Here is a 15,166-nt window from a genome sequence, read left to right on the forward strand (position 1 = left end):
GCCCGGCGGCCCGGCAGGATGCGGGCAGAGTGCAAGATGAACGCCTTGGGCTTGCAGGACGGCGCGCCCGGCGCAAGGACCGCCCCTGGATCCTTGCAGCCGGCCCGGCGCGCCGCCTTGGGTCCGGGGTAGAAACGTAGCGGCCCCCGGCCATCGGCCGGGGGCCGCGAAGGTTTTGGCGTGGGTGCCGGGGCTCGGGTCCGCGGGGCTCAGGTCAGCGACAGGATCAGGCGGTTCGGATCCTCCACCGTCTCCCGCTGGGTGATCATGTCGACGATCTTCTTGCGGGCCCGCAGGTCGCCGATCAGCACCGCGCCCACCAGCCGGCCGTCCAGGAAGAACAGGCGCTGGTACTGGCGGTTGTCCCAGTCCACGTGGGAGACGGCCTCCACCCCGGGGTGGTTCTCGGGGGTCGCGCCGATGGCGGTGATCTTCGAGTCGAAGAGGCCGCTGGAGTACACGGGGACCTCCCGGTAGGGCCGGTTGGCGCCGGCCATGTTGGCGCCCACCACCCGGCCGTGGGTCATGGCGTTGTTCCAGGTGCCCATCTGGTTGTGGCGGCCGATGAACACGTCGAAGAACCGCGCCACGTCACCGGCGGCGTAGATCCCGGGAACGTTGGTCTGGAGGAACTCGTCGGTCACCACGCCGCCCTGGACCTCCACCCCCGTCCCCTCCAGGAGCTCGGTGTAGAAGTCCAGGCCCAGGCCGCACCCGACCATGTCCGCCTCGATGCGGTGGCCACCGGTGGTGGTGACGGCCCGCACGGTGCCCTGGGCGGCATGGACCTCGGCGACCTCCTCCCCGTAGAGGATCTCGATGCCGTGGTCCCTGGCCAACAGGTCGACCAGGCGGCCGCCGTCCTCGTCCAGGATGCGCCGCAGCCAGCGGGGCCCGCGGATCAGCCACACCACCTCCAGGCCCCGCCGGCGGAACCCCTCGGCAAGCTCGTAGGCGATGAAGCTTCCCCCCACCACCACGGCCCGCCGGGCGGTGGCGAACCGCTCCACCATCTGCCGGGTGTCATCCAGGGTCTGGAAGTAGTAGACGCCGGGGGTGTCGGCGCCTGGCGCCGGCAGGGGCCGGGGCCGGCCGCCCGTGGCGATCAGCAGCCGGTCGTAGGGGAAGGTCTCGCCGGCCTCGGTAACCACGACCCGCTCGTCGGGGTGGACGGCGACCACCCGGGTCTCCAGCCGCAGGTCGATGCCCCGCTGGGCGTGTTGCTCGACGGACCGCATGAAGACCTTGTCCTCGGACACCGTGCCCTTGAGGTAGTGGGGCAAAGAGACCCGGTTGTAGAGGGGGTAGGGCTCGGCCGCCAGGAGGGTGACCTGGCTCTGGGGCTCCAGCTTCTTCAGGGTTTCGGCCGCCGTCGTCCCGGCGACGCCGTTGCCAACGATGACGTAACGCTTCGAGTCGGCCATCGACGCTCCTCCTCGCCGCCCCCGGCGCCGGCCAGGGGCGGCCCCCAAGGGGCGGCCGCCCGGGCCCCGCAGGCCCGGCCGGCGGCCCGGCCGGTTCGTCCCGCGCTCCCTCACCCGGCGCGCCGGTTTGCAGACCACATCCATTATGTTGGTCTGCGGTGGGCAGCGCAACCAATCGCCCGTCCGCCACCAAGCGACCTCAGGGGTGCAGGATCTGGGACAAGAAGCGCCGCGCCCGCTCGTGGGCCGGCTCGCGGAAGAACCGGTCCGGCGGGGCTTCCTCCAGAAGCATCCCCTGGTCAATGAAGACGATGCGGTCGGCCACCTCCCGGGCGAAGCCCACCTCGTGGGTGACGACCAGCATGGTCATCCCCGAGGCCGCCAGCTCCCGCATGACGTCCAGGACCTCCTTGATCATCTCCGGATCCAGGGCGGAGGTGGGCTCGTCGAAGAGCATGACCTTGGGCTGCATGGCCAGGGCCCGGGCGATGGCGACCCGCTGCTGCTGGCCCCCCGAGAGCTGGGCCGGGTACTTGTGGGCGTGCTCGGCCAGGCCGACCCGGGCCAGCAGCTCCCGGGCCAGTTCCTCCGCCCGGCGGCGGGGCCACTTGCGCACCCACACCGGCCCCAGGGTCACGTTCTGCAGGGCCGTCAGGTGGGGGAACAGGTTGAACTGCTGAAAGACCATGCCCACCTCCCGGCGCACCGCCTCGATGCGGTGCAGGTCGGGCCCCAGCTCGATGCCGTCGACCACGATGCGGCCGCGCTGGATGGGCTCCAGGGCGTTGATGGTGCGGATCAGGGTCGACTTGCCCGATCCCGAGGGCCCCATGATCACCACCACCTCGCCCGGCTGCACCGCCAGGCTGATGCCCTTGAGCACGTGGACGGCCCCGAACCACTTGTGCACGTCCTCGCAGATCACCATGGGCTGGGCGGCACCCGCCGCCGCGTCGGACGAACCGGCCCGCGCCGCGGCCGCCGCCGGCCGCGGCCCGCCCGGCGCGGCGGGAAGGCCGGCGCCGGGGGCTTCGCCGCCCGGGGTGACGGGGGATGTCAAGGCTCTCGCCTCCTTTGGAAATTCCCTGCGTGGGCCCGTGGTCTCCCGGCCCGGCCGCTGCGGGGCGGGCCCGCCTTGCCGGACCACCGGGCCGGCCTGGCCGGCCCGGTGGGACGGCCGCGCCGGACCGGGCTGCGTGGTCCACGAAGGCCCGCACCAGCGCCCGGGCGCCGGCCACGGCCCCTTCGCCACCTCGCCAGCCGGTGGGACGGCCCGGTAAGGGCGGGCCGGAGGCCCCGTTCCCTTCCCGCGGCCTGCCGGCTCCCCTCCCCGCCGTCCCGGGGCGCGTCCCCGCTGGGGCACCGGGGATCGGTGCAGTTCCCTCAGCGCTCGCCGACGCCGAGGCGGCGCTCCAGGCGCCGGCTGGCCAGGGACATGCCGTAACAGAAGACCCAGTACACCGCCGCCACGAAGGCGTAGATCTCCACGTGCCGCCCCAGGTAGGCCGGGTTCGACAGAACGCTCTGGGCCACGCCGACGAACTCCAAGAGGCCCCAGACGGCCACCAGGGACGTGTCCTTGAACAGGCTGATGAACTGGCCCACCAGGGCGGGGATCACGGCCCGCAGGGCCTGGGGCAGGATGATCAGGAACACCGCCTGGCGGCCCGTCAGGCCCAGGGCCTGGGCCGCCTCCCACTGGCCCCGCGGCACGCCCTGCAGCCCGCCCCGCACGGCCTCCGCCACGTAGGCGGCGGTGAACAGGACCAGGCCCGCGGCAGCCCGGGTGACCAGGTCGGGCCGCACCGCCGGCGGCAGGAACAGGGGCAGGGCGGTCATGGAGAAGAACAGCACGACCATCAGCGGCGTGCCCCGCACCAGCTCGATGTAGGCGATGGACAGGGCCCGGACGACGGGCAGCGAGCTGACCCGGCCCAGGGCCAGGGCCACGCCCAGGGGGAAGGACAGGGTGATCCCCGCCACCGCCAGGACCAGGGTCAGCACCAGGCCGTATCCGGTGCCGGTGCCGCCCTGGCGCGGCACCGAGAGGACCATGACCATGGCCGCGGGCACCAGGACCACCCAGGCCGCCACCACCGGCATCTGGGCCCGGCGCCAGCGGGCCGGCCCCACCCAGGCCAGGCCGCTGGCCAGGACCAGCACGGCCAGCAAGGCCACGGCGGCCACCACCCGCCACAGTTGATCCCGGGGATAGGCCCCCACCAGCAAGAGCAGCAGGTTGTCGGTGACCACGGCCCACTGGGCCCGGCCGAAGGCCCACTCCGCCAGGGCCCGCCCCGCCAGGACCACCACGGCCAGGGCCAGCAGGGTCAGCAAGCCGTGGTACCAGGTGGCGAGGAGGTTCTGGCGCAGCCACGCCGCCAGCCGCTGGGGCCAGGGGGCCTGGGGCGGAAGGGCGGGCACCGGGGCATCCGTCCAGGAGCCGGGCGCCGGCCGTCCCGGCGCCGGCTCGGCCCCCCCGGTCCCGCCACCGCTCCACGGCCGCTGGGGGCCGGGCAGGGCAGGGCCGGTGACCGGTTCGTCCATTCACGCCACCCCCCGCCGCAAGGACCGGTTGTAGAGGTTCATCAGCAGCGACGTGATCAGGCTGAAGGCCAGGTAGGTGCCCCCGACCAGCAGCAGCACCTCCAGGGTGCGGCCCGTCTGGTTGACGATGGTGCTGCTGACGTTGAGCAGGTCGGGGAAGGCCACCGCCATGGCCAGGCTGGAGTTCTTGATCAGGTTGAGGTACTGGCTGGTCAGCGGCGGGATGATGATCCGCAGCGCCTGGGGGAAGATCACCAGCCGCTGGACCAGGACGGGGGACAACCCCAGGGCCCGGGCCGCCTCCCACTGGCCCCGGGGCACCGCCAGCACGCCGCCCCGCACCACCTCGGCGATGAAGGCGCCGGTGTAGATGACCAGGGCCAGCAGCAGGGCGGTGAACTCGGCCGACAGGGTAAGGCCTCCCTGGAAGTTGAACCGGGCCAGCTGGGGCCGGTCCAGGACCAGGACCGGGCCCGGCGCGACGGCGGCGGCCAGGGCGGCGCCCACCACGACGAGGCCCAGGGCCACCAGGCCCGGCCGCGTCTCCCGGCCTTCCTCCAGCCGGCGCCGCAGCAGCACCCGGTACGCCACCAGTGCCGCGACCAGAGCCAGCCCAACCAGGGCCGCCGCCAGGGGAAACCCGGGTCCCGGCCGGGGTGCCGGCATCACCAGCCCCCGGTTCATCAGGAACACGGACCCCGGCAGGGCCAGGGCCCGGCTGGCCGGCGGCATCGTGTAGACGATGGCGCCGTACCAGAAGAAGAGCTGGAGCAGCAGCGGCGTGTTGCGGACCACCTCGACGTACAGCGACGCCAGCAGCCGCACCAGCCCATTGGCCGAGAGCCGGGCCAGGCCCGCCACCACCCCCAGGACGGTGGCCAGGATCACCCCGAGCACCGCGACCCGCAGGGTGTTGACCAGGCCGGCCAGGAAGGCGCGGCCGTACGGGTCCGTCGCCTTGTACGGGATCGAGGTCTCCCCGATGGCGAAAGAGGCGGGATGGCGCAGAAAGTCAAAGCCCGGCGTGATGCCCAGTTGCTGCAGGTTCCGCTGCACGTTGCCGAACAGGTAGACTCCCACCGCCACGGCGACGACCACCACGGCCAGCTGGAGAAGCAGCCGCCGCAGGCGGATGTCGCCCACCCCGGCCCGCACCGGTCGGGTGGGCCGTGCCGTCATAGACCCCCCTCCTTCAACATCCCTGGAAGGCCCGCGGCGGAGCACCGGCGGCCCCGCCGGTCCCCGCCGCGGGCCCCAGGCGTGCCGGCCCCTGGGGGCCGGTTCGTCCCGCGCCCGTCGCTGGCGCGCCCGCCGATCAACGGAAGGGCGGCGAGTAGAGCAGCCCGCCGTTGGTCCAGAGCTCGTTCAGGCCCCGCTCCAGCTTGAAGGGCGTATTGGGCCCCAGGTTCCGGTCGTAGATCTCGCCGTAGTTGCCCACGTGCTTGATCACCCGGTAGGCGAAGTCGTTGCTGATGCCCAGGCCCTTGCCCAGCTCGCCCTCGACGCCCAGGAAGCGCCGGATGTCGGGGTTGTCGCTGTTGAGGAACTGGTCGACGTTCTGGGAGGTGATGCCGAACTCCTCGGCCTGGATGGTGGCGAAGATGATCCACTTCACCACGTCGAACCAGGTGGAGTCGTTGTTCTTGACCGCCGGCCCCAGGGGCTCCTTGGACAGCATCTCCTCCAGGATCACGTGGTTGTCGGGGTCGGAGAGGACCGCACGCCGGCCCGCCAGCTGGGACTTGTCGCTGGTCACGGCGTCGCAGCCGCCGGACTCATAGGTGGCGTAGAGCTGGTCGGCGTCCTCGAAGGTCTTCGGCGTGAAGCTGGCGCCCAGCGCCCGCATGCGGTCGGTCAGGACCATCTCGTTGGTCGTGCCGCTGAGGACGCAGATGGTGGCGCCGTCCAGGTCCTTCAGGCTCTGGACGTTGCGGTCCTTGCGGACCATGACGCCGCCGCCGTCGTAGAAGGTGGTCGGCAAGAACTCCATGCCGTTGACCGTGTCGCGCCCCAGGGTCCAGGTGGTGTTGCGGATCAGCACGTCGACCTCCCCGGACTGGACGGCGGTGAACCGCTCCTGGGCGCTCAACGGGCGGAACTCCACGGCGTTGGGGTCGTCGAACAGGGCCGCCGCGATGGCGCGGCAGAAGTCGGCGTCGAAGCCGGTCATCTGCCCGTTGGGATCGAGGTAGCTGAAGCCCGGCAGCTGCCCGTTGACGCCGCAGATCAGCTTGCCGCGTTCCAGCACCACCTGCAGCCGGCTCTGGCCGCCCTGCCCGCCGGCGCCGGCGCTGTCGCCGCCTCCACCGCCGGACGAACCCGCCGGCTGGGACCCCCCGCTGGAACAGGCCGACGCGACCAGGGCGACCGTGGCCAGCAGGGCGGCCGCGGCCAGCCGAAGACGCCGTAACGACAAAAAGACCACCCCCAGGAGAATGGTACGGTGTGGTGTGGTGAGGAAACCGACGGGCCGGCCGGGGCCGGCGGCCCGTTTGCGCCGGGAATCGGCAACAGGTTGTTGGTTTCGCCAGAAACCGGTCAAACCCTGCCCCTGGATGTTGAAAGGGGTCGGCCCGGCATCCCTTGAATCGGACGCGGCCGGCGTGTATAAATATGTGAAAGCTCACACCCGATGCGGCGATGACGGGATCAAGGGGTGCGATCCCGGCTGGGACAGAGAGCCGGCCCCGGCGGCTGGAAGGGCCGGCCCGGCCCCGCGCCCCGACCCGCCCCCGAGCCGTGCGGCAACGGTCCCGGCCGGCCCGGCGCGTGCCATGGCGGCGCCCCGACCATGGCCGCCCGGAGGACCCGAACCGCACCGGCGCCCGCCCGTTACGCGGGTCAAGGGGTGGATGGATCCTCCACCCCCGAGGCCGAACCGGCTCTGCCGCCCGCCAGGGCGGGCCGGTCCGGTGAAGCAAGGTGGTACCGCGGTGCCCCCGCCCTTGCAGGGCGGGGGTTTTCGTTTCGGCAGCCCGTTCATCCTGACGAGGAGGTGGTCGCCCGTGACCGGACGCGACACCCCGGTGGCCCTGATCGGCGCCGGCAAGATGGCCGAATGCCTGATCGCCGGCTGGATCGCCGCCGGCCAGGACCCCCAATCGCTGGCGGTGACGAACCGGCGCAACGACCAGCGGCTGGCGGAACTGGCCGGCCGCTACGGGATCCGGACCCACCGGGACAAGGCCGCCGTGCTGGCCGGCGCGCAAGTGGTGGTGATGGCCGTCAAGCCCGCCGACATGGCCACCGCCCTGGAGCAGGTGGCCCCCCACCTGGAAGCGGGAGCCGCCGTCGTCTCGGTGGCGGCAGGCATCCGGCTCCAGGACCTGGCGCAAAGGTTGCCGGGCCACCCCGACCTGGTGCGGGCGATGCCCAACACCGCCAGCCGCCTCCGCCAGTCGGTGACGGCCCTGTGTGCCGGGCCTGCCTGCAGCCGCCGGGCCTTCGACCGGGTGCGCGACCTCTTCCAGCGGGTGGGAGCCACGGTGGAGGTGGGCGAAGAGGCCTTCGACGCCGTGACCGCCCTGAGCGGCAGCGGACCGGCCTACGTCTACCTGCTGGTCGAGGCCATGCTGGCGGCCGCCCAGGACCTGGGCTTGCCCGCCGAGGTGGCCCGGGAGCTGGCCGTCGGGACGGTGGTGGGCGCGGGCAGCATGCTGCGGGAGACGGGCCTGCCGCCGGAGGAGTTGCGCCGGCAGGTGACCTCGCCCAACGGCACCACGGCGGCCGCCCTGGCGGTGCTGGAGGAGATGGCCGTGCCGGCGGCCGTCCGCCGGGCCGTGAGCCGGGCGGCCGCCCGCTCGGCGGAGCTGGCCGCCCTGATCGCCGGCACCCCCGCCCCCCAGTCCCCGGCCGCCACGCCCGCCGCCGCCCTGGGAGGCGACTGAACCCCCGGGGCCCCGGGCGCGGGGCGGGGCGGCGCCCCATCCCCGGGCGCCATGTTGTACCATGAAAAGCGGCGGTGGCCATCGCACCGCCTTGCCGGCTTCCGGGAGGCACGGACATGACCCAGCGTCTGGACGAACCGGCCATTCAGCAGCGCCTGGCGGCCCTCAAGGGCTGGGAGCGCCAGGGCGAGGCGATCCGGCGGACCTATCGCCTGGCCACCTTCCGCGACGCGGTGTTCTTCGTCAACGCGGTGGCCGGTCTCGCCGAGGCGATGAACCACCACCCGGACGTGGACATCCGTTACCGCCAGGTCACCCTGACCTTGACGACCCACAGCGCCGGGGGACTTACCGCCCCGGACTTCGAGCTGGCCGAGGCCATCGACCGCCACACCGCCCGCTGGCGGGAAGCCGGGGAGGCACCGGCGGCCCCATGAGGCGCCAGGATGGGGGGACGCCAGAACCGGACCGGGTCTCCCCCGCGCCACCGGCCGCCGGGGGGCCGGGCCCCGGCCCGGGCGGCGACGGGAAGCCGGCCCCCGGCGGCGGGCGGGAGCGGCCGCCGGCCGCGGCCGGTTCGGCCGGCCCGGCCGCCCATGCCGGCATCCAGGACTCCGCTACGGACGAACCGGCCTCCGGCGCCCCGGCCACGGGGATGGGTGCCCCGGGCGCGGGGACGGGCGCCCCAGGCGCCCCGGCCCCGGCGGGCGCGCCGGCCGGAGCCGGCGCCGGCGGCGGTCCGGGCCACCCCGACGACGCCATCCCCTTCCGGCGCCACGTGGGCATCCGGGTGCTTCAGACCGGCGGCGGGCGGGCGTTGCTGGAGCTCCCCGCCCGCCCCGAGGTCGGCAACCGCTTCGGGTATGTCCACGGCGGGGCGCTGGCCACCCTGGTGGATGGCGCCATGAGCAACGCCATCCTCTCCCGGCTGCCCGCCGGCGATCGCATCGGCGGGACCATCGAGCTCTCCATCCGCTTCCTCGAGCCCGCCGCCGGCACCCTGGTGGCCGAGGGGCGGGTGCTGCGGCTCGGCGGGCGCATCGCCTTCGCCCAGGCCGACGTCCGCGATGCGGATGGGCGCCACGTGGCCACGGCCCAGGGCAGCTACGTCCTGGTCCGGCGCCCGCCGGAAGGGGAGGCCCGCCCACCGGCTCGCGGGCGCGCCCGCCCGGCATGAACCGGGGCCGGCGGGGGTGTCCACCGCCGGCCCAGGCCGGGGGGCGCCCATCTTGTCGCTGGAGGTCGTCCCTTTGACGCCTTCGTTCCACTCCACCGCCGAGACGGACCCCGCCGCCCTGCCCCGGGAGCGGCCGACCCGGGTCCAGCTCAAGCCCGGGCGCGACGCCGCCTTGCGCCAGGGGCGGCTCTGGGTCTACCGCACCGACGTCTACACCGTCTCCGACGACGCTTACGATCCGGGCGACATCGTCCAGGTGGTCGACGCCCGGGGCCGGTTCGTCGGCAAGGGTTACATCAACCCCCGTTCGATGATCTTCGTCCGGCTCCTGACCACCGACCCCGGCGAGGCCATCGACCGGGCCTTCTTCCGGCGCCGCCTGGAGCGGGCGCTGGCCCTGCGGCGGCGGCTGGCGGCAGCCCACCCCGACACCGACAGCTTCCGGCTGGTCTTCGCCGAGGCGGACCTGCTGCCCGCCCTGATCGTCGACCGCTTCGCCGGCGTCCTGGTCGTGCAGACCCTGGCCCTGGGGATCGACCGCTGGCAGCCGTTGATCGTGGAGCTGCTGGAGGAACTGGTCGAACCGGTAGGGATCTACGAGCGCAACGACGTGCCCGTACGGGAGCTGGAGGGGCTGCCCCAGCGGACCGGGGTCCTGCGGGGCGAGTTCGACCCGCGGGTGACGATCCGGGAGAACGGCCTGCCCCTCCTGGTCGACGTGGCGCGGGGCCAGAAGACCGGCCACTTCCTGGACCAGCGGGACAACCGGGCCGCCCTGCGGCGTTACGTGGCGGGAGCCCGGGTGCTGGACGCCTTCTGCCACACCGGCGCCTTCACCTGCCACGCCCTGGCCTATGGGGCCCGCCAGGTGGTGGCCGTCGACATCCAGGACGACGCCCTGGCCATGGCCCGGGCGAACGTGGAGCGGGTGGGGCAGGCGCTGGGGAAGGCCGGGGTGCCGGTGACCTTCCACCAGGCCAACGCCTTCGACTTCCTGCGCCAGCAGGCGGCGGAGGGCGAGCGGTATGACGTGATCGTCCTCGACCCGCCGGCCTTCGCCAAGAACCGCCAGGCCCTCGAGGGCGCCTACCGCGGCTACAAGGAGATCAACCTGCGGGCGATGAAGATGCTGCCACCCGGCGGGATCCTGGTCACCTGCTCCTGCTCCTACCACATGACCCGGGACCTCTTCGAGGCCATGCTGCTGGACGCCGCCCGCGACACGGGGCGCCGGGTCCGCATCCTGGAACGGCGGGGTGCAGCCCCCGACCACCCGGTGCTGCTGGGAGCCGGCGAGAGCGACTATCTGAAGTGCTTCATCCTCGAGGTCTGGTGAGCGAGCCGGCTCGGGCCGGGCCGGCTCACGCCGGGGCCCGCGCCAGCAGGTCCCGCAGGGCCGGCTCCAGCTCCGGGAAGCGGAACCGGAATCCCGCCTCCAGGGCCCGCCGCGGCACCGCCCGCTGCCCGCTGAGCAGCAAGGCGTCGGCCATCTCGCCCAGAGCCAGGCGCAGGGCCGCAGCGGGCGCCGGCAGCCAGGACGGCCGCCCCAGGACCCGCCCCAGGGTGCGGGCGAATTGCCGGTTCGTCACCGGTTGAGGTGCGGTGCCGTTGAAGGGCCCCTCCAGCCCCTCCCCCTGGATCAGGAAGACGAAAAGCTCGACCAGGTCGTCCAGGTGGATCCAGGGCATCCACTGCCGGCCGCTGCCCAGGGGACCGCCGGCGCCCAGCCGGAAGGGAAGAACCAGCCGGGGCAGCGCACCGCCGCGGGCGGCCAGGACCAGGCCCGTCCGCACCAGGGCGACCCGCACCCCCGCCTCCGCCGCCCGCCGGGCCTCGCCCTCCCAGGCCACGCAGACCCGGGCCAGGAAGTCGTCGCCGGGCGGGGCCCCTTCGTCCAGCTCCTCATCGCCCCGGGGGCCGTAATAGCCCACGGCCGAGCCGCTGACCAGCACGGCCGGCTTGTTGGCCACGGCCGCGATGCCCTGGACCAGCGCCCGGGTCGCCCGGATGCGGCTCTGGAGGATCCGCTCCTTCTGCCGCGGCGTCCAGCGGCCGGCGGCGATGGACTCCCCCGCCAGGTTCACCACGGCCCCCGCACCGTCCAGGGCCTGCCACCAGCCGGGTGGGCCGGCGCCCGGCTCCACCGGGGCGGCGGTCCAACGCTGCAGCCGCAAGGCGGCCTCGCCGCCGCCCACCCCGCGAGCCGGATCGCCCGCGGCCCCGTCCCCGCGGTCCTCCGCCGGCGCATCCCCTGGCCCGCTGGCCCGCGCCGGCGCGTCCCCCGCCCCGCCGCCCCGGCTGCCCGCCGTTGGGGCCGAGCGGGTCAGCACTACCACCTCGTGCCCCAAGCTGCGGAGCCGCGCCGCCAGGGCCGACCCGATGAGCCCCGTGCCGCCGCTGATGACCACCCGCACCGCATCCACCTCCGGTTGGATCCGGTTGGCTTGAATTTCCATGCCCGGCAGGAGGAGTCCTGCCGGCAGGGCGCCGGCCGCCCACCGCCGGCCGCCCGCCGCCGGCCGCTCGCCGCCCGCGGACGACGGCCCGCGGGACCCAGGGCCATCCGGGCGGCCGGGCCGGCCCGGGCGTCCGGCGAACCCCGGTCCGGGGAACCGGACCACGCGTCCGGCCAAATCAAATTTTTTAAGTTGATAGTTGACATCTTTGAACTGGCCGTGCCATCCTGATCGTGCAAGGTTTGCCCGCCTCCGCCCCACCGGGCCGGCCCGGATCCATCCCGCCGGTCCCGGCGACGGCGGGGTGCAGGCCAAGGAGGCGGCTCCGCGTGTCCCCTGCCCGCTCCGGCGATTCCGGCCGGGTTCCTCCGGCTCGACGGGCCCCGGGTGGTCCCGTCGCCCGCTCCCTCTGGCGGCATCGCCCTTTCGTCGTCCTCTGGCTGGCCCGCATCGTCTCGGTGGCGGGCGGCATGGCCAGCATGGTGGCCGTCCAGTGGTGGGTGCTGCAGGCCACGGGCTCCGCCCAGTGGATGGCCACCACCAACGCCGCGGTCACCCTGGTGATGGCCCTGGTCGGCCTGCCCGCGGGGGTCCTGGTCGACCGGGTCCACCGGGGCCGGTTCTTCCTGGCGCTGGAGCTGGGTCGCGGTGCCGTGATGGCCGCCCTGGCGGCCTTGCTGCTGGGCGGCCACGCCACCCTGCCCGCGGTCATGGCGCTCCTGGCCCTGGACGCCGCCGGGCTGGCCCTCTTCATGCCCCTCAACAGCGCCATCTGGCCGGAGCTGGTGCCGGCCCACCAGCTGGCGGCGGCCAACGGGCTCGTCGCCACCGGGGAGAGCGTGGGGCGGATCGTCGGGCCGGCCGTGGGCGGCTTGCTGGCCACGCGGCACCCCGGCTGGGCGGCCCTCACCGATGCCGTCAGCTACGCCGTCTCGGCCCTGGCCCTGGTGGCCGCCGGGGCCCTGGGCTGGGCGGCCCCCGGTTCGCCCGCCGGCGCAGCGGGCCGGACCCCGCGGGCCGGGATCCAGGCGGAGTCCGGGGGCCCGGGCACCGCTCCGGCCGGGACGGCAGCAGAGGCGGCAGGAGAGGCGCCAAAACCGGCGGCCGGGCGCCGGGCGGGCTTTGCCGTCCAGTTCCGCCAGGGGATGGCGGCGGTCGTGGGCCGTCCGGACCTGGGGCCCTTCTTCCTCCTGGTCTCGGCCCTCAACCTGGCCTTCAGCATGGCCTTCGTGCTGATCCCGGTGGTGGTCGAAGAGGTGTTGCAGGGCGGCCCCCAAACCCTGGGCTGGGTCCAGGCGGCCTTTGCGCTGGGGGCCATCGCCGGCGGCCTCTGGGCCGGCTCGGGCCGCATCCCCCGCCGGGCGACGGCCTGGTTCCGGATGCTGTCGGTCCAGGCGCTCCTGGGAGCGGCCCTGGGCTCCAGCCGCTGGCTCCTGCTCAGCCTGGCGGTGGCCTGGACCTTCGGCCTGCTGAACGCCCTGGTGAACGTGGCGGTGTCCACCCTGCTGCAGGAAAGCGTCGAGCCCGGGCTAAGGGGCCGGGTCTTCGGGCTGCTGTTCACCGTGGCGATGATCCTCCAGCCCCTGGGGCAGATGACCGGCGGCATCCTGGCCGACCGGATGCCCGTGGCCTGGGTCTTCGCCATCTCCAGCCTGCTGGTCGTCACGAGCCTGGTGGTCGCGTGGTGGCGGGCGCCGAGCCTGCGGTCGTTCCTCGACCGCCTGCCGGCGCCGGCGGCGGTGGCTGCCCCGGGGACCGGACCGGGCACCGGCGGAGACGGCCTTCCGGCCGGCGGAGGGCCTGCCCCGTCCCCCGCCCCCGCCCCACCGGGCCGGGAGGTGAACCCGTGAGTCAACCGGTGTACGAGGTCCCCGCCCGCTGTCCCACCTGCGGTTCGGCCGTGGAGGTGCGGGAGGTGAGCTGCCCAGCCTGCGCCACCCAGGTGCGCGGCCGTTTCGCCCTCAGCCCCTTCGACCGGCTGGACCCCGAGCAGCGCCGGTTTGCCCTGCTCTTCCTGCGGGCGGCGGGGAACCTGCGGGAGATGGAGCGGTTGCTGGGCGTCTCCTATCCCACCGTGCGGAAGAAGCTGGACGAGATCATCGAGGCCCTGGGCGGGCCAGCGGCCGCGGCCACCGGCACCCCGGCCGCCCCCGCCGGGGGAGGCGAGGGGCCGGTCGCGGAACCGGCCGGGCCTGCCGGGGATGGCGGCGACGGGCCGCCCGCGGGCGGGCGGCCGGCCCTGAGGGGCGGGCCCCCGTCACGGCGGCGCCTGGCCATCCTGGAGCAGGTGCGGCGGGGCGAGCTGGCCGTCGACGAGGCCCTGGCCCTTCTGGAACCGCGCCGGGGAGCAGGCCTCGCCGGCGGCCATGGGGCCGGCGATGGAGCGGCCGATCCCGGCCACGGGAACGGATCCGGACGAACCGGTCTGAAGGACGAAGCGGGCCCGTCCGCCCGCGGCGAGGAGGAACGGTGACATGGCGGCGATGACGAGCCGGACCTGGCCGGCCGAAGGGATTCGGCGGGTGGAGGTGCGGGGCGGCAGGCTGGCGGTGCGGGTTCGTCCGGGCGACCGGCTGGCCTGGGAGGCTCCGCCGGAGGTGGAGGCCCGCCAGGAGGGGGACACCCTCCACCTGCACAGCCCCCGCCCCCGGGACCGGGGATGGGCGGGGGCCGCCCTGGCATGGCTGGGGCCGGTGGAGGAGATGGTCCTCACCCTGCCCCCCACCGTCACGGCCCTGACCCTCCGCACCACGGGGGACGTGGAGCTCCTGCGCCTTGCGCTGGAGGCCGACGTCCACGTGCGGGCGGGGGACCTGGTGGCGGCCGACGGGCGCGGGCGCTGGCGGATCCGCAGCGGCGCCGGCGACGTCACCCTGACCGGCCACCGGGGCGAGCTGGACGTACAGACGGGCGCCGGTGAGGTGACCATTCGGGACGGGCGGCTCGACCGCGCCCGCATCCGCTCGGGCGCGGGCGACGTGTTCTTCGAGGCGGAGGTCGGCATCGAGGCGGAGGTGACCACCGGGGCCGGGTCCATCGACCTGCGGCCCCGGCACCGCGGGAACGCCGTGGTCCGGGCCCGGTCCGGCTTCGGCAGCGTGGTCCTCGACCTGGCCGGGGTCCGGGGCGGGCGGATGGAACTGCAGACGGGCGCCGGGTCCATCGACCTGGCCGGGGGGATCCACGTCGGCCGGCGGGGCGGCATCGGCCAGCGGGTGGTCGACGTCCTGGGCCCCGGCGACGGCGTGGTGGACATCACCACCGGGGCGGGCAACATCCGGGTGGTGGGTTACGGGCCCCAGCCGTGGGGACGTGCCGCCGAACCGGCGGCGCCCCCCTCCCCGCCGGCGGCGCCGGCGGCGGTGCCGCCATCCGGGCCGGCGGCGCCCTCCACACCGGATGCGCCCCCGCCCCCTCCGGCGGCACCGGAAGGACCGCCTGCGTCCGTGCAGCCCGCGCCGGAGGGAGCGGCCGCCTTTACCCCGGCGGTGCCGGAGGGATCGCCCGGGCCGGCCCTGCCGGCGGTCGGGCCGGGGGCGCAGCCCGGTTCCTCCCCGTCCCCCTACCGCCACGCCCGGGACGTGCTGGAAGCCCTGGCCCGCGGCGAGCTCACGGTGGAGGAAGCCGACGCCTGGCTCCGCCGGCTGGAGGAGGCCCCCGGCGCCTAGCCGCCCC

At 74.7% G+C, this 15,166-nt stretch carries 13 protein-coding genes; 7 read left to right on the forward strand and 6 right to left on the reverse strand.

Translation table 11 applies throughout. The features are described from left to right. Window positions 1–209: 209 nt before the first annotated feature. From ACYQ02_RS06055 to ACYQ02_RS06075, 5 genes are all read right to left on the reverse strand, one after another. Window positions 210–1,424 (reverse strand): NAD(P)/FAD-dependent oxidoreductase, encoded by a 1,215-nt coding sequence (locus ACYQ02_RS06055; RefSeq protein ID WP_460039546.1) that lies wholly within the window; start codon window positions 1,422–1,424, stop codon window positions 210–212. A gap of 199 nt (window positions 1,425–1,623) precedes the next feature. Further along, window positions 1,624–2,352 carry an amino acid ABC transporter ATP-binding protein gene (locus ACYQ02_RS06060; RefSeq protein WP_460039768.1) on the reverse strand — a complete coding sequence of 243 codons (729 nt, stop codon included), beginning with the start codon at window positions 2,350–2,352 and terminating at the stop codon, window positions 1,624–1,626. 455 nt (window positions 2,353–2,807) lie between these two features. After that, a complete protein-coding gene (locus tag ACYQ02_RS06065; RefSeq protein ID WP_460039547.1) occupies window positions 2,808–3,971 on the reverse strand; it encodes an amino acid ABC transporter permease in 1,164 nt (387 codons plus the stop codon). Continuing rightward, entirely contained in the window at window positions 3,972–5,150 is a 1,179-nt protein-coding gene (locus ACYQ02_RS06070; RefSeq protein WP_460039548.1) for an amino acid ABC transporter permease, read from the reverse strand. It lies immediately after the preceding gene. Window positions 5,151–5,286: 136 nt separating this feature from the next. Further along, the gene (locus ACYQ02_RS06075) at window positions 5,287–6,396 is read right to left on the reverse strand and encodes an amino acid ABC transporter substrate-binding protein (protein ID WP_460039549.1); all 1,110 of its coding nucleotides are present in this window, start codon (window positions 6,394–6,396) and stop codon (window positions 5,287–5,289) included. Between the two features lie 580 nt (window positions 6,397–6,976). Here ACYQ02_RS06075 and proC point away from each other — a divergent pair. The 4 genes from proC (at window position 6,977) to ACYQ02_RS06095 (ending at window position 10,371) form a co-directional block, all read left to right on the forward strand. Next, window positions 6,977–7,858, forward strand: a complete 882-nt coding sequence (proC, locus tag ACYQ02_RS06080) for a pyrroline-5-carboxylate reductase (protein ID WP_460039550.1) — start codon at window positions 6,977–6,979, stop codon at window positions 7,856–7,858. Between the two features lie 116 nt (window positions 7,859–7,974). Further along, window positions 7,975–8,295 (forward strand): 4a-hydroxytetrahydrobiopterin dehydratase, encoded by a 321-nt coding sequence (locus tag ACYQ02_RS06085; RefSeq protein WP_460039551.1) that lies wholly within the window; start codon window positions 7,975–7,977, stop codon window positions 8,293–8,295. After that, window positions 8,292–9,035 (forward strand): PaaI family thioesterase, encoded by a 744-nt coding sequence (locus ACYQ02_RS06090; RefSeq protein ID WP_460039552.1) that lies wholly within the window; start codon window positions 8,292–8,294, stop codon window positions 9,033–9,035. The genes ACYQ02_RS06085 and ACYQ02_RS06090 overlap by 4 nt, the downstream gene beginning before the upstream one ends. 73 nt (window positions 9,036–9,108) lie before the next feature. Then, window positions 9,109–10,371, forward strand: coding sequence for a class I SAM-dependent rRNA methyltransferase (locus ACYQ02_RS06095; protein ID WP_460039553.1), 1,263 nt, complete (start codon window positions 9,109–9,111; stop codon window positions 10,369–10,371). A 25-nt stretch (window positions 10,372–10,396) separates the two neighbouring features. Here the strand turns inward: ACYQ02_RS06095 and ACYQ02_RS06100 are convergent, their stop codons facing one another. Further along, window positions 10,397–11,449, reverse strand: a complete 1,053-nt coding sequence (locus tag ACYQ02_RS06100) for a TIGR01777 family oxidoreductase (protein WP_460039554.1) — start codon at window positions 11,447–11,449, stop codon at window positions 10,397–10,399. A gap of 371 nt (window positions 11,450–11,820) precedes the next feature. Between ACYQ02_RS06100 and ACYQ02_RS06105 the strand changes: the two genes are divergently transcribed. The 3 genes from ACYQ02_RS06105 to ACYQ02_RS06115 are packed head-to-tail and all read left to right on the forward strand — an operon-like array spanning window position 11,821 to window position 15,159. After that, window positions 11,821–13,341, forward strand: a complete 1,521-nt coding sequence (locus tag ACYQ02_RS06105; protein ID WP_460039555.1) for an MFS transporter — start codon at window positions 11,821–11,823, stop codon at window positions 13,339–13,341. Next, a complete protein-coding gene (locus ACYQ02_RS06110) occupies window positions 13,338–13,964 on the forward strand; it encodes a DUF2089 domain-containing protein (RefSeq protein ID WP_460039556.1) in 627 nt (208 codons plus the stop codon). The genes ACYQ02_RS06105 and ACYQ02_RS06110 overlap by 4 nt, the downstream gene beginning before the upstream one ends. A 1-nt stretch (window position 13,965) precedes the next feature. Beyond that, the gene (locus ACYQ02_RS06115) at window positions 13,966–15,159 is read left to right on the forward strand and encodes a DUF4097 family beta strand repeat-containing protein (RefSeq protein WP_460039557.1); all 1,194 of its coding nucleotides are present in this window, start codon (window positions 13,966–13,968) and stop codon (window positions 15,157–15,159) included. Window positions 15,160–15,166 lie beyond the last annotated feature (7 nt).

The organism is Thermaerobacter litoralis (assembly GCF_054654595.1).